13 protein-coding genes are annotated in these 22782 nt (G+C 44.7%); 1 reads left to right on the forward strand and 12 read right to left on the reverse strand.

Annotated features, from left to right (window positions below; translation table 11 throughout):
- Positions 1 to 51: 51 nt before the first annotated feature.
- Positions 52 to 540, forward strand: coding sequence for a single-stranded DNA-binding protein (locus A5294_RS00085; protein WP_004118831.1), 489 nt, complete (start codon positions 52 to 54; stop codon positions 538 to 540).
- 169 nt (positions 541 to 709) lie between these two features.
- Here the strand turns inward: A5294_RS00085 and A5294_RS00090 are convergent, their stop codons facing one another.
- The 12 genes from A5294_RS00090 to A5294_RS00150 form a co-directional block, all read right to left on the reverse strand.
- The gene (locus A5294_RS00090) at positions 710 to 2014 is read right to left on the reverse strand and encodes a zinc ribbon domain-containing protein (protein WP_231880158.1); all 1305 of its coding nucleotides are present in this window, start codon (positions 2012 to 2014) and stop codon (positions 710 to 712) included.
- A 104-nt stretch (positions 2015 to 2118) separates the two neighbouring features.
- Complete coding sequence (locus A5294_RS00100; protein ID WP_064340160.1) at positions 2119 to 3954, reverse strand: proline--tRNA ligase; 1836 nt, start codon at positions 3952 to 3954, stop codon at positions 2119 to 2121.
- A gap of 325 nt (positions 3955 to 4279) precedes the next feature.
- Entirely contained in the window at positions 4280 to 5737 is a 1458-nt protein-coding gene (locus tag A5294_RS00105; RefSeq protein WP_064340155.1) for a PIF1 family DEAD/DEAH box helicase, read from the reverse strand.
- A gap of 57 nt (positions 5738 to 5794) precedes the next feature.
- Positions 5795 to 6502 (reverse strand): oligoribonuclease, encoded by a 708-nt coding sequence (gene orn, locus A5294_RS00110; RefSeq protein WP_004107431.1) that lies wholly within the window; start codon positions 6500 to 6502, stop codon positions 5795 to 5797.
- 87 nt (positions 6503 to 6589) lie between these two features.
- A complete protein-coding gene (locus A5294_RS00115) occupies positions 6590 to 6907 on the reverse strand; it encodes a hypothetical protein (RefSeq protein ID WP_082851852.1) in 318 nt (105 codons plus the stop codon).
- A gap of 177 nt (positions 6908 to 7084) precedes the next feature.
- The gene (guaB, locus tag A5294_RS00120) at positions 7085 to 8629 is read right to left on the reverse strand and encodes an IMP dehydrogenase (RefSeq protein ID WP_004118803.1); all 1545 of its coding nucleotides are present in this window, start codon (positions 8627 to 8629) and stop codon (positions 7085 to 7087) included.
- A 52-nt stretch (positions 8630 to 8681) separates the two neighbouring features.
- Positions 8682 to 9785 (reverse strand): MraY family glycosyltransferase, encoded by a 1104-nt coding sequence (locus tag A5294_RS00125; protein WP_004107423.1) that lies wholly within the window; start codon positions 9783 to 9785, stop codon positions 8682 to 8684.
- A gap of 128 nt (positions 9786 to 9913) precedes the next feature.
- Positions 9914 to 10600, reverse strand: coding sequence for an L-threonylcarbamoyladenylate synthase (locus A5294_RS00130; protein ID WP_004118801.1), 687 nt, complete (start codon positions 10598 to 10600; stop codon positions 9914 to 9916).
- The gene (prmC, locus tag A5294_RS00135) at positions 10597 to 11595 is read right to left on the reverse strand and encodes a peptide chain release factor N(5)-glutamine methyltransferase (protein ID WP_064340156.1); all 999 of its coding nucleotides are present in this window, start codon (positions 11593 to 11595) and stop codon (positions 10597 to 10599) included. Before prmC ends, A5294_RS00130 begins: the two co-directional genes overlap by 4 nt.
- A 33-nt stretch (positions 11596 to 11628) precedes the next feature.
- Positions 11629 to 12726 carry a peptide chain release factor 1 gene (gene prfA, locus A5294_RS00140; protein WP_004118799.1) on the reverse strand — a complete coding sequence of 366 codons (1098 nt, stop codon included), beginning with the start codon at positions 12724 to 12726 and terminating at the stop codon, positions 11629 to 11631.
- A 146-nt stretch (positions 12727 to 12872) separates the two neighbouring features.
- Complete coding sequence (gene rpmE, locus A5294_RS00145; RefSeq protein ID WP_004118797.1) at positions 12873 to 13085, reverse strand: 50S ribosomal protein L31; 213 nt, start codon at positions 13083 to 13085, stop codon at positions 12873 to 12875.
- A gap of 157 nt (positions 13086 to 13242) precedes the next feature.
- Entirely contained in the window at positions 13243 to 22701 is a 9459-nt protein-coding gene (locus tag A5294_RS00150) for an InlB B-repeat-containing protein (protein ID WP_064340157.1), read from the reverse strand.
- Positions 22702 to 22782 lie beyond the last annotated feature (81 nt).

A 22782-nucleotide genomic window follows, 5' to 3' on the forward strand; every position in this document is an offset into this window, starting at 1 on the left:
TGATTTCGGGGCTGAAATGGCTGCAGTCCAAATCGTGAAAGGATGATGAATATGGTACAACAACAGTCAACTGTGACTATTAGCGGATTTGTAGGCGCAGAACCAATAAGTTTTGGACGCAACGAAAATTCTCCTGCTTGTTCTCTACGAATTGCAAGCACACAATCTTATTATCGAAATGATGAGCAGCAATGGCATGAGCGTCCAACCACATGGATGACTGTGAAGGCGTATCGAACTTTGGCTTCAAACGTTCTTAAAAGCGTGCATAAAGGTGATGCAATTGTTGTTTCTGGAAATTTGAGTACTGAAAGTTGGACAAAAGACGGCAATGATTATAATCGCATAATTTTAGAAGCGGCTACTATTGGTCACGATTTAAATCGTGGAACTACTCAATTTACAAAGCGAAACGCTGATTCCGCTAAAAATGATCATACGAAAGAAAGTAATCAAGCACAGCAGAACAATAGGGCACAACAAAATAACTCTAACGCAAACATTTTGAATGATGAATTTGGGGGCGAAACTGATATTTAAGAAAAATAAAATCGCAACTCAAGAAATCCCTCAAACTCGCGCAACGGTAAGCAAATTAATATGAATAAAATAAAATAGCCGCCAAGAATCAACATTCCTGGCGGCAAATCTATTTATTCTCTATTTCGCAAATTAAGTATTTCCTAATTTACTGAAACTGAGATATCTACTACTTAATCACATGTATGTCATCAGAAGAAACCGATGGCTGACCATAAGGCAAATCACCACCATGATACATAATGCCATTAGGTTTCGTTGCAATAGTAATTCTCTTACCTTCGTATTGTTTGAAATTATTACTAGTTCCATCATTAGAGTCACTGATAAGCACAGCTACTTTATTAGCGAAAGTAATAGTTGGTCTTAAAGCACAATCCATAAAACCATTAGCCACTGTAACTGAAGATGGATTATCTAGCAAAAGAACAGTAAAGCGTGCATTATCATCATAAGTGTCTGGGAAGCCAGTAGTATCATCCTTATCAGCGCCAGGTAAGTTCTTAGCTTCTTCCTTACTTAAGGTCTTTATTGTTCCAGTGTAGACTTGGTAACCCTTTTCAATCCAATTCTGAACATTCTTATTATGCTCACGCACTTTTTGTGAATTCTCTTCATTATTCACTAATGCGTCAACGCCTCTCATGTCTGAAATTGAAATAAACGACGGCATTACTACTCTTGATAATTCATCAGTTCCTTGAACAACACCATCGCTTCCTAACGGATGCTCAACAGTTTCAGAACTAGTTGTGAATTTATGATGTTTATTTAGGCGATATATTGTTTTTGTCCAAGGCATATCTCCATCACTTGTAGCATCGGAACCAAATGGAGCAAGTGTAACTATTCCATCATGATTCTTGTTAAAATACAAAGTTGCATATGAATCGCTACTAGTGGTCAAATCTTCAGATTTTATAAGCTTTTTACCATCGTAAGAAGCAACACGAACGCCATATGTAGCGTCTATCATTCTAGTAGTATCAGCGCTGCGCGAAGACGCAATCACTAAATCTGGGATAGAGTCTTTGTTTATATCCCATAGCGTGTAGTAATACTTCATGTCACTACTGTCGGAAGATTTGGTTTCGCTAAAATCTTTTAGAACTTTTTTATATTGTTTTCCAGCCTCACTAATTACGTTATTATGAGACCCATCAGCACTATTTACTCTTTTATTTAGATTCAAAAAACAAACTATTCCAGCAATTACCACAACTAATGCAACTACTGCCGAAATAATAATTGTTAATTTTGAATACTTACTTTTCTTATTCTTAAGCGCGTCTACAGGCTGCTCATAAACCTGAGTATACAGTTGCTGTTCTGATTGGTTATAAACTGCTTGCTGCGGATTATTTATTTGTTCTGCAGAAGTTTGCGAACCAATAGAAGAATCAATCCTCGCTCCACACTCATTACAAAATTGCTGATCATCACTAATTTGTGATCCACATTTTTCACAAAACATATGTGTAACTTCTTCCTATTACGTATATATAAAACAAGTGGGATGCAAACGCAGAGCCCACAAGTTATTAATATTTCTCACGATTCAAAATTACGCACCAAATTTTACTTATTCAAAAGTATTTTGACACGCTCTACAATGCGGCTTGCAGCTTCGTCAACTGGAACTGCTTCAACGTTTGAGCCGTTGCGATCGCGGATTTCAATCGTACCGTTGTTCACGGTATCGCGACCTGCTACAGCAATCAGCGGCACGCCAACAAGCTCAGCATCCTTAAACTTCACGCCTGGAGAAACCTTTGGACGATCGTCGAAGATTACTTCGATTCCCTGCTTACTAAGCTCCTCAACAACCTTTTCAGCAGCATCGAAAGCAACTTGATCTTTGCCTGTTGCAACCACGTGAACTTGAGCTGGAGCAATCGCCATAGGCCATGCGAGACCAGCGTCGTCGTGATGCGTTTCTGCCAAGCATGCGATCACGCGGCTAACGCCAATACCGTAGCAGCCCATCCAAACTGGCACAGCTTTACCGTTTTCGTTAAGAACGCTTAAGCCCAAAGCCTTAGAATACTTTAAGCCAAGCTGGAACACCTGACCGATTTCCACACCGCGTTCGAAGCTAAGCGGACCAGAACCATCTGGGCTCATATCGCCGTCACGAACCTGGGCTGCTTCAACAACGCCGTCAGCCTCAAAATCGCGACCGTAAACAGCGTTGTAAACGTGCTTTCCGTCTTCGTCAGCTCCTGAAATCCAGGCGCTTCCCTTTGCAACGTGAGCATCCATCAAGTAGCGAACAGGATTTTCAATACCACTACCCTCTTTGCGAGCTTGAGGACCTAATACGCTAAAACCAATGTAGCCCTTAACAAACTCAGGATGAGACTTCAAATCATCCTCAGTTGCTTCTTCGATTTCTGCAGGAGCAAACTGAGCTTCAAGACGCTTCATATCTACCTGGCGGTCACCTGGAATACCAATAGCAACGATTTCGCGCCATGGCTCCTCATGCTCGCCACCCTCAGCATCAGCCGGGTGCTTAACAGCAATAATCAGATTCTTCAAAGTGTCGTCTGCTTGCCATTCGCGGCCATCTTTACGCGGATGCAAATCGTTAGAAACCTTAACCAAAGCTTCAATCGTCTTAGCGTCTGGAGTTTCGAGCGCTTCTGCTGCAGGAGTTGCCGAGTAATCAACATCAGACATTTCTGGAGTGGTAAGAGCCTCAACATTCCAAGCTTTTCCGGAAGGAGCAAGAGCAAAAGTATCTTCACCAATTGGCATTGGAGCCAAGAATTCCTCAGAATCAGAACCGCCCATTGGACCGGAAACAGCGTGAACAATCACGTATTTAATGCCCAAACTGTTGAAAATTCGAGCGTAAGCAGCGCGCTCTTCAACATAAGCAGACTTCAAACCATCTTCGTCAATTGAGAACGAGTAACCATCTTGCATAATAAACTCGCGGCCGCGGATAAGACCTGCGCGAGGACGGAATTCGTCGCGATACTTCGTTTGAATCTGATACAAAGTAACAGGCAAATCCTTGTACGAAGAATACATATCCTTAACAAGGAGCGTGAAAACTTCTTCGTGCGTTGGAGCAAGAAGATAGTCAGCTTCATGACGATCCTTAAGGCGGAAAATGTTGTCGCCGTATTCTTCCCAACGGTTTGTAGCCTCATAAGGCTCACGTGGAAGAAGCGCTGGGAAGTGGACTTCCTGCGCACCGATACCGTTGATTTCTTCGCGAATAATCGCTTGAACCTTGTTTAAAACCTTGAGTCCGAGCGGCAACCAAGTCCACACACCTGGGGCAGATTTGCGAATATAGCCTGCGCGCTGCATAAGTTTTGCGGAAGTCACGTCCGCGTCTGCAGGATCCTCGCGCAGCGTACGAAGGAACAGCTGAGACATACGAAGTACATTGGAATTCATGCGTTCCAATCTATTTGCGCATGAGGACATAAACACTTGTTTACACAGCTAAACAAACAAGCCAAAGCAGCGACAAAAACCCAGTTAAAACTCCGGCAAATGTTTCCCAAATACGCAAAAACGACAACAAACGCCAGAGAAAATACACGGCAAATGTTTCAAAAAAGCACCAAAACGCTCGCGCGGGTAACGCGCTCGCTACGAAACTCGCGTTGGAAGTCCCCTGGACTTCCAACTTAAGCGAGTTTCCGCTCCGAGTTGCCTTCGCGCGCTAAATCGCAGCGCTCAGGCAGGTCGTCGCGCAAATGTTCCACAAAAAATCGCACTAAAACTCGTCATCGAAGGAAAACTCTTCATTATCTGCGTAATTGACAGCGCCAAAAATGTCAAACTCTTGCTGATTTGCAGAATCGCCTTCAAACTTATCTGTCAAAAATACAGAAGCACCATCGCTAGCAAGCATCTCACTCGCACGTTTGGAAGCATTGCGCAAAGATCCATCTAGTAGAACGGCATCAACTGAAACGCTAAACGCGCGATCGTTAATACCTTCCAAATAAAGACCGCCCAGATTTTCCACACGAGAAAGCGCAACATATCCCATTCCAGGAGCGAAAGTTCTACGCAAATCCATTACCGCACTATCGAGCGTCATACCTTGCGACTTATGAATCGTAATTCCCCACGCGCAACGAAGAGGCACTTGATTTACGCTAGCAAGTACAGTCTCACCGTCCGTCATTTCCCACGCAGCTGGCTTAAGAGTGACAATATTTCCGTTTTCAAACTCAACAATCGGCCAGCCACCTTTAGATTCAGGCACAAAACGCAACACACGTCCAACAGAGCCGTTTACATACTGCTTTTCTTGGTCATTACGCAATGCCATCACAGCAGCTCCGACCTTCAAAACTAAACGCTCCGGAGCAAGCATATTCTTCTTTAAGCGTTCAACAAGATTTTTAGGTCCTGCTTCCGTTGCAACGAATTCGTGAGGCTCAGCATTAATTTCCGCAAGCTGCATATTATTTAAGCCATCTGCTTGCGCGTTCGTTGGGAAAAGATGTACTGCAACTTCGTCATCTTGCGGATACTCACCAAGACGGCTGGCCAACACTTGCTTATCGTCGTCACTTACTAGACCGCTACGAATATCTGTTAAAACATCAAGTAACTTACCGTCGTCTTGACGATGTTGCTCAGTTAAATAGCACACAACAGGTTTCAAAGCATCCCAGGCGAAAGATTCCGTAATATAGCCTTCCGGATTTTTTCCAGCTGCAGCATACTTTTCGCGCGACGAAATAAACTCCGGGCTCGGCTCGAACACGTCACGATTTCGCATAGAAATGCTAACAGGAGGCAGCTGGAAGAAGTCGCCCGAAATAACTACTTGAAGCCCGCCGAAAGGAGCGGGATTTTTGCGCACTTTTCGGCATACTTCGTCAACCATGTCGAAAAGCCACGCGTGTATCATTGAAACTTCGTCCAGCACGAGCACGTCCGTGGCTTTTATGCGCTTTCCTCGCCTAGCTCTAATGGTTTTAAGAAGCGTATCCGTAAGTGCGTTTGCAACTCCAACTCCACTCCAAGAGTGAATGGTTTGACCGTTTAAATGAGTTGCTGCGATTCCGGTAGAAGCCGTTACAGCCACGCTTAAACCGTTCTTTCGCATTTCGCGAATAGCTTCGTTTAATACGTAGGTTTTACCTGCACCCGGAGCGCCGGTAATGAACGCGCTTGCACCAGCGTTGATTATGGTTAGAGCTTCGGATTGCTTCATTGGCAGTACCTTTTATTGCGTTTAGTAGTCACGCTTTATTTAATAGTAGCGTTGTGTTTAGTAGTCGCGCTTTTCTGCGGAATTTACGTCTTCTAGCGCCTCTCCGCGGCGTTCGTAGTCACGAAGCAAGCTCGTGCTTTCAATGTGCTGTGCGCCAGCTTTTGCTTGAGACTCACTTGGGCCTGGAGCTGGAACGAACATCATATCGCGGTAGTAACGAAGCTCGTCAATCGACTCAATAATATCCGCGAGCGCACGGTGACCGCCATGTTTTGCCGGCTTATTGCGGTAAACGTCCGGGTAAAGCCTGCGCGAAATTTCCTTCAACGTGCTTACGTCTATTACACGATAGTGCAGATTTGCCATTAAATCTGGCATATAGCGGTCGAGGAACTTTTTGTCGGAACCGACGGAGTTTCCAGCAAGATGAGCTTTTCCGCGAGCCGGCAGGAAGCGCTTTACGTATTCAACTACCTGCTTTTGCGCTTCTTCTAACGGCAAACCGTTCTTATTCCACTCGTCAACGAGTCCGGAAGAAGTGTGCATATTGCGCACAAAATCGTTCATATGAGCCACAGCAGCATCGCTCGGCTTAATCACTAAATCAATGCCGTCGTCCAAAACTTTCAGATTAAAGTCGGTTGGAACTACAGATACTTCACATAATTCGTCGTGGAAAATATCGAGTCCCGTCATCTCGCAATCAATCCAAATTAAGCGCGACTCTTCCGGCGTAAACGTAAGATCTTCCTTAGCTTCAGCCATTTTCGTTCCTTTCCTAATATTTTTTCGAACCCATCAGCCTACATCTTCCCACCGACTACTTTGAATTGAGTTGTACGAAATACTGATTTAAGCATCTAATAAATCCTGCATAAGTTCATCTGTGTTATTAAATGATTTTCCCTCATGGGCTTCAGCTTGACGACGAGCTTCGTCAGAAAGATCAACTGGTTCAGAGACTTTGTCAATATTAAAATTGCGAATTGCTTCATCCATACTTTTAAGAGTTCTAGAAGATATACTCTTTGGAATAGTAAGCTCACGAGGCTCTAATAAAATACAACCATTATCGCATTCTTTAACATTGTAATAAGGATATTTAGCCCCACGCAGAGTTACACGCTTTTTACTATCAAGACGAACATCATAATCTTTCACTACTTCCACAAAATCACCTCATTTTTAGTGGGATATCCCACTAACTATATAATAATTTTATCCGTCTTGTCAAAACAAAAAACGACGAAAAGCAGGCAAGTTTTGAGTAACTTGCGTAACTTTTCGCCGTTTAAAATAGTTGCGATTTATACGCGATTTAATCGCGCAACTTACGCACCACGCGATTTAGTTGTGGAAACCGCTGTAGTTTGGTGCTTCTGCAGTCATCACAATATCGTGAGGATGCGATTCACGAAGACCTGCATCAGTAATACGAATAAAGCGTCCGCGCTCTTGCATTTCCTTAATATTGTGAGCACCAACGTAGAACATGGACTGATGCAAGCCGCCAAGCAATTGGTAAAGCACAGCGTTAAGTGGACCGCGATATGGAACTTCGCCCTCAACGCCTTCTGGAACCACCTTATCGGAGCTGGTAACGTCTGCCTGGAAGTAACGATCCTTCGAATAAGACTTCTTACCGCGAGGAGCCATTGCGCCAAGCGAGCCCATGCCGCGGTAAAGCTTGTACTGCTTGCCGTGAAGAAGAACCTTCTCACCAGGAGCTTCCTCGCAGCCAGCCAAAGTACCGCCGAGCATAACGGTGTCAGCACCTGCAACCAAAGCCTTAGCAATATCGCCGGAATAGTGAATGCCGCCGTCTGCAATGCATGGAATACCAGCAGCCTTGCAAGCCTGAGCAGCGTCGTAAACTGCAGTAAGCTGAGGTACACCAACGCCTGCAACAACACGCGTAGTGCAAATAGAGCCTGGACCAACGCCAACCTTTACAGCATCAACGCCAGCATCAATCATAGCCTGTGCGCCTTGGCGAGTTGCAATATTTCCGCCAATAATTTGCACGCCGTCGAAAGCCTTATCTGCCTTAATGCGACGAATCATGTCGAGAGCCAAGCGAGCCTCGCCGTTTGCGGTATCGACCACAAGCACGTCAACTCCAGCTTCCATAAGAGCGCACGCACGCTGCCAAGCATCACCAAGGAAGCCAATGCCAGCAGCAACGCGCAAGCGGCCCTGATCATCCTTAGTAGCATCCGGATACTGTTCAGTCTTCACAAAGTCCTTAACAGTAATCAAGCCTGTAAGCTTACCTTCGGCATCAACCAAAGGCAACTTTTCAATCTTGTTATCCGCAAGCAAGCGGTGAGCATCTTCCTTAGAAATATCGGAAGGACCAGTGACGAGATTTTCGCGCGTCATCACGTCCTTAACTTTCAAGCGATCGTAATCTTCGGAAGCAATAAAACGCATATCGCGGTTGGTAATAATACCAACTAAACGATTTTCGCTATCCACTACCGGAAGACCAGAAATATGGAAACGCCCGCACAATTTATCTAAATCGGCGAGCGTAGCATCTGGGTGAACAGTAAGCGGGTCGGTAATCATACCGGATTCACTGCGCTTAACAATATCAACCTGCGCAGCTTGATCATCAATAGAAAGATTGCGGTGAAGTACTCCAATACCACCGTTACGCGCCATGGCAATAGCCATATCGGACTCGGTAACAGTATCCATAGCTGCCGAAATAGTCGGCACTTTCATGGTAATTTCGCGAGTCAGACGAGTGGAAGTATCCACTTCGGACGGAATAACATCAGTTTCGTTTGGAAGCAAAAGGACATCGTCATAAGCGAGACCGAGCTTCTCGAAAATTGGTGGAACAGGAGCATACACGGATTTCGTGTTAATATCAGTTGTAGCCATAGGGTTACTATACGTTTTTGCTATGACGTTTGCCGAAACTCCGAACGAAACGCTACGAATTGCGAAGTTCAGGCAGGCGGCGACGCAAGTACGGCATCATTGTGAGCACAGTAAGCAACGCAGCAGCAAGAATCATTCCAACAAGCACATACACAGCTTTAAAGAACAGAATCATAATAGAGCCAAACGCAATCAGCGCCGCCCATCCCCACAAAATCAGCACAGCACCCTGCACAGAATGTCCGATTCTAAGCATGCGGTGATGCAAGTGCATGCGATCCGGATGCATTGGCGACTGCCCTTTAGCAACACGCCTAAAAATAGCCAAGCACATGTCAAGAACTGGCAAAAACAGTACAAGAATCGGCAACAAAATCGGCATAAATACAGGCAAATAAATACTCGTATGCACAGCCGACGGATCCAAATGACCGGTCATAATAATTGACGCGCAAGTAATTAAGTAGCCGATTAGCATGGAGCCGGAATCGCCCATAAAAAGTTTCGCAGGATGCCAATTGTGCATAATAAATCCAACGCACATACCTACCATTGCAACGTCAATAAGAGTTGCCATTGATGCGTAGGATGGCGACGTGCGTGCGAGCATGTAGGAGTAGGTTGCGAAGGCGATTCCGCCAATTGCAACAATTCCGGAAGCCAAGCCGTCTAATCCGTCTACAAAATTTACTGCATTAATTGAAGCAACGATTAGTATTGCAGTTATTGCGATTGACACGCTTGGAGATGCCGTCACGAGCGAACCGAGCGGCAAAGTTACGATTTGCAACCCTCCCCACGCTACAAAAACAGCTATAAGCAGCTGACCGGCAAGCTTTAGCATCCAATCTAAATCCCAAATGTCGTCGCATACCCCAAGCAGGCATATCATAACGGCTCCTGCTAGTACAACCCACGGCTGGTGCGTTCCTGCAAAAAGCCCAGAAATAAATGGCATAGAACTAGCGAATGCCATCGCAACTGCAAAACCAAAAAGCATACCTACACCACCCATACGTGGCGTTGGAATAGTATGCACGTCGCGAGCGCGAACTTTGCCAACAGCACCCATACGGATCGCAAGGTGACGAACAAGCGGCATAATAAGCCACGTAGCACCGCCTGCAATTGCTGCAATAAACAGGTATACCCTCATAAATGCGTCCTTTGCTATGCGATTACTTCGTTGGTTTTAGCAGCGTTTGCTAAATTTTTCGCTTGCTTATTTTGATTGTAGCGATTTGTTAGTACCAGAAATTTAGTATCAGAAATAAGTTAATAAACTTACTCACTTAACGCATTACGAATTTCGCACTCCGAAATCACACCTTCGCGCAAAATCACAATACCGTCTTTATCGCTTGAATCCGCACCAACTACCGTGCTTGCCACGTGCGAGCGAGTTGGACCTGCGTTCAAATACAGCGGAATTTCGTTGCCGAAAGCCTCAAATGCTTCCTCGACGCTGTCTGCACTTTCGTTACCACTGCGATTCGCGCTAGAAGCAGCCAGCGGGCCCGTAACGCGCAAAATTTGCATTAATTCCGGGCAATCAGGCACGCGCACACCTTGAGTTGATTCGATTGCTTGAGTTGTTTCAGTTTCTTGAGTTTTCTCATCAGTCTCATTCGTTTTGCACAGCGTTGCAAGTTTGGACGCAACCGAGTCCTTCTTAGCGCGCGCAATCGGAGAATATCCACCCGGAAGGAACTTTTTGCCTAAAATATCCAGCGGAGACGGCAAATACAGCCCAAGTTTTTCTAAATCTTCCACTCCGCTCATTAAAATTTGCAACGCCTTCGTGCGCGGCCTGCGCTTAAGCTCGTAAATTTTTGCAACTGCAGCTTCATTAAATGGGTCACAAGCAACGCCATACACAGTGTCAGTTGGCACTACGATTACGCCGCCTTCGTTAATAATTTGCGCTGCCATTTGCAGTGATTCTCCGTTGATATTGCAAATTTTGCTCATTTTTGCCTCTTTTGTTGCTTTTGTTGTTTATTTTGCTTATTTTCTTCTATTTGATTCAAGTCATATATCTGATTCAAGTCATATTTTTGCGCAAAAGTGTATCGCGGTCTGCCTGTTAAGTCGTTTCCAACTCGAGTACACACAAAACCTAGGCTTTCCGCGTACTTTTTAAGCGCATCTCCTTGCGAAATATCATGCTCCATAACCATAGCTCCCCCGGGTTTAAGAAGCGCAAAAGCCGCGCGCATAATCTGCTCCGGAATAAGCAAGCCATCCACAGAGCCGCCGTACAACGCAAGCGGAGGATCATATTCTCGCACTTCAATCTGTTCCGGCACTTGATTTTCCGGCACGTAAGGCGGATTCGTTATTACTAAATCTACTTTGCCGCAAATTGCGTGAAGTTCAGGAGTTAAATCTGAAATATGCGCTTTTGTTGCATCTGCAAGAACAGCATGGTATCGACTGGAAATCTGCATATTTTCGTAATTCTTTGCAGTTTCTTCAGAATTTTTTCGCAAATATTGAAAAGCTTCAGGAGATTTTTCTACAGCCCACACTTGCGCGTCTGCAACTTCCGTTGCAATTGACAATCCGATTGCTCCCGAACCTGCGCATAAATCGACTACCGTAGGCTTGCTAATATGCGATTCGCACAACCAATCTAGGCCAGCATCAACAACAACTTCTGTTTCCGGACGCGGCACAAAAACGCCCTTGCCAACGCGCAAATCCAAGTAGCGGAAAGACGCGCGACCAATAATATGCTGCAACGGCTCGCGAGAAGCACGCCTAGATACAAAATCGCTATATTTGCTAGCATAATCGGGCGAAAAATTCTTGTAATCACCCATAAGCAGAGCTTTGTTTAGCTCAGCTAAGCTCACTCCGCAAGCGTGAGCCAGCAGCAAGCGCGCATCATATTCTGCTGACTCCACACCTGCAAACTCAAGCTTTTTAACAGCATCGCGCAAAACTCGCAAAAGTTCTTGCATTTTAAGAATTGTTTAGAAATTTTAATCGGCTACTTACTTGGCTTGCGCTAAGCGGTCAGCTTCATCCGCCTGAATATCACTGTCGATAACAGGCTGCAAGTCGCCGTCAAGAACCTGGTCAAGATTGTAAGCCTTGTAATTCGTGCGATGATCCACAATACGATTTTCTGGGAAATTGTACGTGCGGATTCGCTCAGAGCGGTCGAGCGAACGCACCTGTGAGTGGCGCATATCCGCCGCTTCTGCTGCCTCCTGCTCATGCTTCATAGCGAGCAAACGAGACTTTAGCACGCGAAGGGCTGCCGCACGGTTTTGAATCTGCGACTTTTCGTCTTGCATGCTAACAACAATTCCGGTTGGAATATGCGTCATGCGAACCGCGGAATAAGTAGTGTTCACGGACTGTCCACCAGGGCCGGAGCTCATGAAAATGTCGATCTTCAAATCTTTTGGATCGATTTCGATTTCGTCGTCATCTTCGTCTGCTTCTGGAAACACGATTACGCCGGCTGCGGAAGTCTGTATGCGCCCCTGCGATTCAGTAACTGGGATTCGTTGCACACGATGTACGCCACCCTCGTACTTCATGCTTGCCCACACGCCGTCTTCTGGAGCAGGAGTACCTTTTGCGCGAATCGCAAGCTGCACATCTTTTACGCCGCCAAGTTCCGTTGAATTTTCGCTTTGGATTACGGTAGTCCAGCCGCGCTTTTCGGCATAACGCATGTACATACGCAATAAATCGCCAGCAAACAGAGCCGCTTCTTCGCCGCCTGTGCCAGCTTTAATTTCCATAATCATATCGCGCGCATCATCCGGATCCCTAGGAATTAATGCCGTGCGAAGCTTTTCTTTTGCTGCTGGAAGCTGCTCTTCTAAGCGCTTAGCTTCTTCAGCAAAATCTGGGTCGTCGCTTGCCATTTCGTTTGCGGCTTCAAAATCGTCGCAAAGCTGCTTGTAATTTAGGTAAGCATTTACGATTGAGCCGAGTTCTGCGTGCCTGCGGCCGAGCTTGCGAATAGCGTCCGGGTTTGACGCAACTTCCGGACTTCCCATGCGACTTTCAATATCGCGATACTCTTCTAACGCGGTAACTGCTGCCGGGAATTGTTCCTCTACTGACTCAGCCATCATATTCCTTTGTAGTCGCGCTTAACGCGGATTGTAAATCAAAAATTTAAATGTTAAATGTAGAACACTAAACACACATGTTTAGCACATAAAACGCCAGCCCCGATTCCGCGAGTTACACGAAAGCAGGGCTGGCGTCACAAAAGCTACTTAGTCTTCTTACCGTAGCGCTTCTCGAAGCGAGCCACGCGGCCGCCGGTGTCGAGAATCTTCTGCTTACCGGTATAGAATGGGTGGCACTTTGAGCACACGTCAACCGTCATGTGATCGCCATCAGCGGTGGAACGAGTTACGAAAGTGCTTCCGCAAGAGCAGGTAACCTGCACTGCGTGATAGTCGGGATGAATACCCTGCTTCATAATGTCTCCTATGGAATTCGGGCGACCCGGGTCGCAAAGCCCCAATAGCTAAGCGTGAACCGGAACCTTCGTTATTCTAGTCACCACCCTCGACGCGCTTATAATTCGTATAAAAATGGAGCGCATGAAAAATTCAAACGCTCCAAATTTAAATAAATTATTTATTATTGCGACGCTTGCGATGGTGCTTGCCAGTCTTTACCACCGCAAGACCAATTGCTGCGATTGCTGCCGACAAAATACCAGCAGATGCAGAAGAAACCGTGTCGCTACCAGTTTTAGCTAATTCCAGCTTTGCTTCAACAGTTTCTTTTAGATCCTTTTCTTGCTTCTTTTCATCCTCAATAGTTACGTCATATGAAGTAGAAGAATCAAGAGAAGGAATAACTTGCTCAGGCGCTGGTGCTGGACTTGGAATTGGTGCTGGAGTTGGAGAGTTTGGTTTGCTCTCAGAAATCACATCAATTTCAACAGCAATTTCCGCTTCGCGACCATACTTATCGGTAGTAGTAAACGTTAGCTCAACTTTTGGCTTTCCATTCACAATCTTAGGAGTGCCGGAAATCTTGCATGCAGTACCAGCGCAGGTTGCGTTAATACCGTTTACAGAATTCGTAACCTTTGAGATTAACTCGTTAATGGTTACTTCCTTACCATCTACCGTAATCTTGTTAGTAGCATCGCCAGATCCTTCAGTCATGTTTTGCAAAGTAAAGTTCGTTAACATACCCTCGCGAGCAGAACCACTAAACTTAAACCTCATAGGAGCCATCTTCTCGAAGTTTGCAGTAATAGTGATTTCGTGTTTTGAGTGAGGCTTTGGCAGCGAAATCTCTGGATTTACTCCAGCATTGCGCAAAACCTGCTTCAAAGCTTCCAAACTAGACTTCTTGGAGCTGCGAATTATCTTTGCAACAAATGGCTTATCTGCTTCATCAGCAAGCTCAGCGAGCACTTCTCGCTGTTCATCAAGAACATAACTATCAATTGCGTTCTCAAGATTAGCAAATGTTAAGTCTATTCCTGCTTCTTGCATCAAATTCTTCAGCGCTTCTATTGAAGAATACATAGAATTGGAAATTTGCTTGGCAAGCCATGGTTGTCCAGCTTCTTTAGCAAGTTTTACAAGCAAAGTCTTTTCATGAACTTGCTCAATGACTTTGTCAACATCAATGCCATTTTGGACAAGCTTATCCTTAATCTTTTGTAAGGAATCATGAGACTGACGAATTTCAGAAGCTAGATCAGTCTTATGATTTCTTTCAGCAACCTGAGCTAATTCTTCACGCTTAGCATTGTAGACTTGCGCAGCATGTTGCTTTTGCGCTTCGTTCAGGAGATTTTGCAAAGCAGCAAGCGTAAATTTATCTGAGTTACGAATCAACTTTGCTACATATGGCATACCATCCATAATTGCCATTCGAGCCAAAGCTTCTCGTTCTTCTTCTGTGGCCTTGCGTTTATCTGCCAGAGCCGCTGGCTTTTCAGTCGTATTAGACGACCAATCCTTGAACACGTAGCCCTTATCGGCAAGCACATCTGGAACTGGCATAAGCAAATTAGTAGCGCCGTTTCGTACCCAATATACTGAAACTATCTTGTCGCCAGCACTCTCAAGAGGCGATTTTTGCAAACTTCCGCCCTTACCAGCTACATACGTCACCTTCGTGTAGTTCTTTTCTATGAACTTAGCCGCAGCAGTGCCCTTAGCCGGCAAATCGTTATCTGCAATCACGTTAGGCAAAACATACACATGCACAGGCAACTTAGTTGTAACAGTTTTTTGCTTTCCTGTAGTCTTATCAATTTCATCAGTAGGCTTAGTTACATTCACCATAATTGTTGAAATTCCAGGCTTTGAAACATCAACCTTAGCATTCTCATCTACAGATACACTCACTTTAGGGTCAGCACTATGTACGAGCTTATTGACGTTTGGAATCTTATCTCCAACGCCAACAACTGTTTCTGGAATCTTCACACCATCAGCGCCATTTTGTTCAGCAACGAAAATGCGCGGCCTGCTGATATCCCAATTGTCGTGTAAGAGTATGTTTGACTTACGGCTCTTTGCATCATACATTTGCCACTTTGTAAAACCGGAAAGTTCTGCAGCAGTATCGTTTGCAACTTTTTGAGCAAACTTAATGTTATCTTCTTTATCTTTTCCGTGACGAATATACAGAAGTTTTGGCTTATACGAACCGTCAGCCCACGTTCTACCAAATCCTGGAAGGAATATGGTTGCAACGTAGCCATCTGGAATATCGTCTTGTTGAGAAGCGTCAATTACGTTTGGCACAAGCTTATAACGTGCTATAAAAGTGGTGTTCCCACTAAACTTCATACCAGCAATTTCAGCACTAGAATATAGCTTAATTTTTGGTGGATTCGACACAGTAGTAGGTGTTGGAGCCGCAGTAGCAACAAGTGTCACAACAGGGACTACTGATGCAGCAGTATTTGTACCATTCGTAATATTTGGCGTGTTGGTCGAATTTGCTACAGGTGCAGTAGCTGCCTGCATCTCCCAGCCTTGGAACTCGTAATGGTATCCTTTTGCATCGTAATCCTTGCCAATAACCTGCGGTGCACGAACGCCACTAGCAGATTGCTTATACGCGTAGTACAACTCGCGCGAACCTTCAGCAAATTCACCCTTGCCATTTGGTGACTTATTATCACTCTGAGCATTTATAAAGTTGACTGAAACATACTTAGTCTTATCAAAAACTAGTTTGCGTTCAGCATTAGCACCAGTTTGCAAACTCGACTGTTGACTATCATTCTTCGGCAAGCTTTCTGGATACATAAGCTGATAAAGCACTTTTAAGCGTCCTACAAGTCTATAAGCCTTGTAATCCACTGCATCCTTATACTTAACTGTAACTTTCAAAGGAACAGTGTACAAAGCAGGCTTCTTAAGCATTTTTTGTTTAAACTTATTTTGTTCAGCTTCAGTTGGTAAATCGTATTCGACTTTTATGTCTTCTATGCCATTATTCACAGCAGCATCTGCTTTGAGTTGAGGCATATTAGTTATAAAATCGGTTAGCTTTGGAAGCGTGTCAGGGTCATCTTGCACAGCAACAAGGTAATCAGTCTGCACTGCTGGCTCTGTCCAAGGGGTTTGATCTGCCACGAACTCTTGGAATGGTTCATTGACTTTCCAGCCATCTTTCCAATCACCGGTCACGTCAGCAACATCTTTAACTTCAGTAACTTTCTTACCGTCATTAAGCATACTGCTTCGTTTCCAAGTGCCAGTAGCTCCAGTGAGACTGCCTTTCAGCATCTCAAGAACATTCACTTGCTTTCCATTAATGATCTTCGTAATTTGGGAAATATCAGTGCCCTTCTTTACGTAGAACACTTTAGGTCCACTCGTGCCGTCACTCCACAATCGTCCTGGAGCAGGCTTGAAGATTGCAACTACAGCATCTTTAGGAACTTCACCGCCGTCAGAGGAACTCGAGAAGTATTCAATCTTCTTGTAAACAGCGTTATAAGTTATGCCGGAATTATCGTTAACCTTAACATCCTTATAACGACCTTCAGAATCGATATCGTACTTCTGCTCTGGATTCGGATTCTCAGCAGTCGGCTTTACAACATTAGTTGCCCAGCCCTTAAACACGTAGTGGTAATTATCGGCACTATGATCCTTACCGAAAGCTTGCGGCACGCGGATTCTAACATCCTTACCTTTATAAACGTACGCAGTAAGCGTAGTGTCTCCGTCATCAGGATGATTAGAATTATCTCCATCGTGACCAATAATAGTGCCTTCATCGTTCTTACCGGTAAAGGTAATCGGCACGTACTCGTCTTTATGCTTGCTACCGTAGTCAGTAGCCTTAAACTTCTCCCACTCGCTTCCGTACACCAAATCCGGCAGCGTGCGGTACAGCACTTCAGTTTCAGCAATGTTGCCATCAAGATGCACTTGCACTTTAATCTTGTGCAAGCCTGGAGTGTTGTCAAACTTTTCGTCTTTACCGAATGAGAACGTAGCATCACTTGGATACTCATCAGCATTCGTTATAAGAGCTTTAGCTGCAGTTGGATCAGCCGGATTCAAAGTATCTATTGGCTTCAAAACCTTAGTATCAATTGCAACAGGAGCTTTTATCTTGAAGTTAGCAGTGTAAATTACCTCAGGATTGTTCTGCTCTTCGGAGCGAATCGGCAAGCGATTTACACCATCGGAATACTGAAGCGTATGCGAGCCAACTTCAGACGAACCGACTTTCGAAGTCCAGCCTGCAAACTCAAATCCAGGCTTTGCTTTCACTGTTGGAAGTGGCATTTGATAAGCTTTTGTGCCCTTAATTGCGTCGTACACAAGAGCAGAGCCGTCAGCTACATCCTTGTTCTGCCAGTCAACAACGCTGCCCATAGAGTCTTGACCATCAGCCACTTTAAACACGTAACGCGTGTAGTGATCTGGGCGAGCTTGATAATCGTCCTTACGCTTAAGCACGCGTACGTCATCATATCTAAATGTGATAGTACGAATATCGTCAGCTTTTTGCTTGCCGTAAGCATCAGTAACGTATTCAATACGCTGCTGCGTATTTTCTGGCTTAAAGCCTTCAATAGGCTTGTAGAATACTACGTCATACTTTCTATTTACAGAGCTAACTTCGCTTTCTGGAAGAAGCTCCTTTTCTTTACCGTCCTTACCAATAGTTACATAGCGAACTTTGTACTTGCGCATATTATAAGTTTGGTAAATAAACTCGCCAGTATTCTCAGATTCAGTACTCGAAGCTTCAAAGCTCGTGAAATGCTTATCTGGGAAGTGCGTTTCGTCACTATAGACTGCTTCCGCATTGTAGCGCAAATGCTCGCGCAAGCCGGAAACCGTTTGCTCGGCGGTATGGTCTACCATCGCAGCTTTGGCCTCTTTCGTAACAGCATTCTTATAGTCAGAAATCGTGTATCCAGGCTTTAAGAATATATGCTTAAAAGTGCCTTTGTAGCGAGTATCCTTCACCCACACTGCGTTAAGCGTTATATCTTCTACTACTTTGTTGCCAAAGGCGTACGGCAAAGTTTTGCCATTCTTGTTGATTTCCCAACCGTAGAAGTCGTAGCCTTTGCGAGTTGGAGTGCCTATTTCATCCTTTTCGTCAATAACATGGTAGCGAGCGAACTCCTTTTTCTTAACTACGTTTGTGCCAGCTACCTCATTACCGTTTCCATCGGTATTTGGCATATTGTAGTTAAACGTTACCGTGTGCTTAATATTAGTTGGCTTACCCCACGCAGCATAAAGCTTAATGCCATTAACTGGCATTGTAACATCTTTAGCTTTACTTTTATCTTTGCTTTCACCTTTAGCATCTTCACTCTCGCCATTTATAAGCTGACTACCAGCTTGATCAACAGCCCAGCCTTTAAACACGTAGTCTTTTGGCAAATTGTTAGGACGAGTGATGGAGTAAGTTTTGCCGTTAAGTGTGAATGTGTACTTGCCATCGAACTGAGTTGCGGTGTTATCACCACCCTCTTTAGTTACAGAATCATCGTAAGACTTAACGTTGCCGTATAGCTCTTTGTCTTCGCCCGTCAAATCTTTTTTGCCGCGCTTAGTCAAGCTATACTCGTACGGCAATCTCTCTTTAGCAGCGACATTGCCATCTGTTATAGCATTGCCATCCGCATTATAAAACTGCACGTCGTACGACTTGCGGTCGTACCTAAACTCAAGTGGTTTGTTATCATTAAATTCATCTTCATCACCTTTATAATTTTCTTGTTCATCTACTGGAACGCCCCTATACTTTCGAAATGCTAAATGATACTTTTTAGCAAAAGCTTTCTGCTCATCCTCACTTAAATCATCCCAATTCCCATGAGCATGAGATTCGTTATACCACACTTCCAGATTATCTTTAAAGTCGTCTGAATCTAACGCATCACCAACTTTTGTCTTATCATAACCATCAGCAGGATTAAAACCAGCAATAGATGGAGCTGGATAATCATAGCCAGTGTTGGGAGTATCATCTTTGCTATAAGAATCGGTAGAAAGCTCATAATCGTCATCGCTTGCTGTACCACCCTTTTTAGCGGATGCAATACTTTGCTTCCTAATAATCACCTGTATAGGCTGACTTTGATCACTGCTATCAGCAGTAAGCAGACGCTGATTATCTTTTAACTCATATTGTTTTGCATCAGGATTCGAAGGGTCATCACTAATTTTAGGCGCTTGGTTCTTACCCACTACACGCCAACTAGGGTCAGCAAATTCTTCTTTAGTAAAACGATACGGAGGAGTGTCACGATACTTTACATCCCCCGCAAATCCAAGCTGCCACCCTAAAGAGCCTTTTCCCTCTTCACTAAAATATAATTCATTTACATCAGGCCAAATATCAGTAAGCTTTTGACCGTAACGAACATTTACGTGGTAGCCTTTATGGTTAATTTTAGCGCCATTATCATCCTCATCTTTACCTTCATACTTCGTTGAGCAACCGCCACCGCCAGCATAGCAATAAATAGTTGTTTTGCCGTTTTCATCTTTTCTTTTTATAGCAACATTGTCACCGCTATTGACGCCAGCAGGCTTAGCAAAAATAAGCTCATAAGTATTGCGGTCGTAAACTAAGTTAAGAGTGTTGTTTAAGTCGTTTGCGCAAAGCTTCGCTTTACTGCGTTTGCCTAAATCTGGGCGACCTTGCACAAAATCATGTTCCTCAGTGTTAAGCTTTTTAGTAAGCTCCTTATTCACGTGGAAGTAGCGCGTGAATAAGTCCTTACCCTTGTTGTTAACATCACCAGGATGCTCAGTATCATACCCGTCTAAGCTTGTTACAGGCGTATCGTTCATCCAGTTGAACTTTGAAATTAAGCCATCTTTATGATTATTCGCATCTGTACCTTGCAGCTCTTCTTTTGTTAAGCCAAGCTCCGGGCTCGTTACATAATCAGTTTCGCTTTTGCCATTAAGCTCATCAGTATCTTTAGCAACACCAGCATCATCCATCTTATCGAGCACAACGTCGCTATCAGTTTGCACATTCGTGCGCTCAACAAGACCAACAAAGTCGTAGTTTACAAGCGAATCCGGATGCTCTTTGTCTACCAAATCCGCCTTCTGTACCCACACGTTCACGCGGTAGCTGGTAGTATTGTTAGCTTCCCAAACTGCGCGGAATCGCACATTGTGATCCGGCATCTTGTAGTTAGTAGAATTTCCTTTAATTAGTGGACTACCAGAAGTATTTGATTGATTAGTATCCCCTGGTTTTACTACCTGCCACCCAAGGAACTTATGACCACGATATGTAGGTTCTGGAACCGCAGGCACTTCCTGATCATAATACACTTTTTGAGCAGTAACATCCGTGCCGCCAGCAGAATCGTAAGTAACTTCATACGCCTTACGATAGTAACGAAGGTTCAAAACTAGCTTGTCTTTTTCATCTTCAGAATCAGAAAGTGGCGAGCTAATAAGATTATGCTCCGGCTCGTAGCCTGGAATATACAGAGCTACAGCACTCACATCTGAACCAACAGTGCCAGTAACTTCAGTGACGTGGATACGTTCTTTTTTGCCATCTTTGTAAGTTACTTCAATAGTCTTGCCAACGCCAAGATTTGGAGCATCGTGAAACTCATCCTTATTATCGAGATCCTGCACCAAGTGACGCACATAGTACTTAGCTGTTTTAGGAGCGTAGTTGATATTCAACTCGCCGTAATACTGAATGCCGTCTTCTACTGCCGGTTGCGCAGATGATGAAGATTGCGAAGTTGTTTGAGATGACGAGGCTTGCGGGGCTTGAGCGCCGTTGTTAGCTCCAACAGCAGGCCTTTTCTTTACAGCATACTCAGTAATCAGCTTCTTACTCAAACGCAAGTAGCGCTTAGCATCCGCATCCGTACCGTCGTCAATAACAAACTTGCCTTCGTCGTTTTTAATGTAGTACTGATAATCCCCGGAATGGTATACAGATGGACGGTATCCAGCAGCCTGCGGAAGCTCAACGTATTCGTACTTACCATCTTTGTCAAGCTTATCGAAGTCTTCTTGGTCAATTGTAAGCTCATAAGGCTGTACAAGCTGCTTATTCGCAGCACCGCCAATCGTATAGCGAATTTGCAAATTGTACGTAGCTTTTGACTTAGTGTCGGTTTGTACCTGTTCGTTGGCTTGCTCTGTACTCTTCGCCTCTGGATTATCCGTATTCGGCTTAATTACCTGGCTGTCTGGATCAGTTGCTGCGTTATTAGTTGTTGTGCCAGTGTTCGGTGTGCCAGCGTTCTGTGTGCCAGAGGTCGGTGTGCCAGAGGTCGGTGTGCCAGAGGTCGGTGTGCCAGAGGTCGGTGCAGGAGAAGGTGAAGGCGTTGGCTGATTGTTCGAAGCAGGCGTTGAGTGAGTTGTATCATTGTTCGGCGTAGAAGCAGATTGATTCTGGGAAGCAGAGTTTTGTGCAGTAGTTGAAGGCGTAGCGCTTTTATCTTTGCCTGTGGCACCTGTAGTTGCACCTTCTGCACTGCTTTGCGAACCTTGTGCATTGGTTCGTGCAATTGTATCTGTACCTGTGGTCGCTGCAGTTCCAGTGCCAGTGTTAGATTCTGCATTTGCAGGAGTTACAGGAGTAGACGATGCAGTTGTATTACCTGCAGGAGCCGCATCTGCAGCAGCTGGCTCTACGTTTGCAGGCTGCTGATTTTCAGCTGGATCAACGTCACCAGCATTTGCTTCCGGTTGCTTTGTTTCTGCTGGCTTCGCAGTTGGCGTTGATTCTGGCTTTACTTCTGCTGGCTTTGTAGCTGCAGTATTTGTAGTAGCCGGCTTATTATCAACATTCTGAACCGGTTTCGCAGTATCTGGCTTCGTCGTATCTGGATTAGTAGTATTTTGATGAGCTTGCCTATTAGCAGTCGCACTTTTTACAACAGAATTAGACACTGGCGCACTCACCGTAGCAGATTCAGCAGCACTTACTGTATTTTCAGTAACATTTGACTTTGAGCCTAAAGTTGCATTTTTAATCTCAGAAGTCTTTGTAGGCGTAGCAGACTGAACGTCATGAAGAGCTTTATCAGAATTTACAGACTTCACAGCACCTACAGAAGGCATAATAGGCATGGGAGAAGAAATTGCAACTGGGGTATTTTTCACACTAGTCAGCGGCTCAGAAGGAGACGCAGCCAATGCAGATGGAGATGCATTCGTTTTCAGCACAGATGCACCAGAAGTAGTTTCACTAGGTTTCTTATCTTCTTGCTCTTTGCGAGATCCCTCAGCCTCGCGCAACTGTTGCATTTGTGCATCATGACGCGCAAGCTCTACAAACTTTTGAGTTTGAGCACTCTTATTGAGCACGCCAGCACCCCAACGCTGCATGTTCAATTCGTCTACATCAGGCTTACCTTTGCCCATTTTTTGCGTCATATTAGACGCATCGATAATATCTTTTTGAGTAGGCTGAAGCGCGGAAGCTACAACAGATGGCAGCATCATTGCCAAAGTTGAAGCAACAGCAACTCCAGCAACTCCCTTACGCAAAGCACGAGAACGCTTCACCGCATGAGCCTTACGAAGTGTTCTTCTTGGTACCACATCACCGTGTAAATCTTTACGCTCTGCCATTATTTCTCCTCACTCCAACCAATTTCAAGTAGACCACGCATACTTATAAATCTTCATATGTATCATACATGAATACAATAT

Source organism: Gardnerella sp. 30-4 (assembly GCF_001641215.1).
In the GTDB taxonomy this organism is placed as follows: Bacteria; Actinomycetota; Actinomycetes; order Actinomycetales; family Bifidobacteriaceae; genus Bifidobacterium; species Bifidobacterium leopoldii.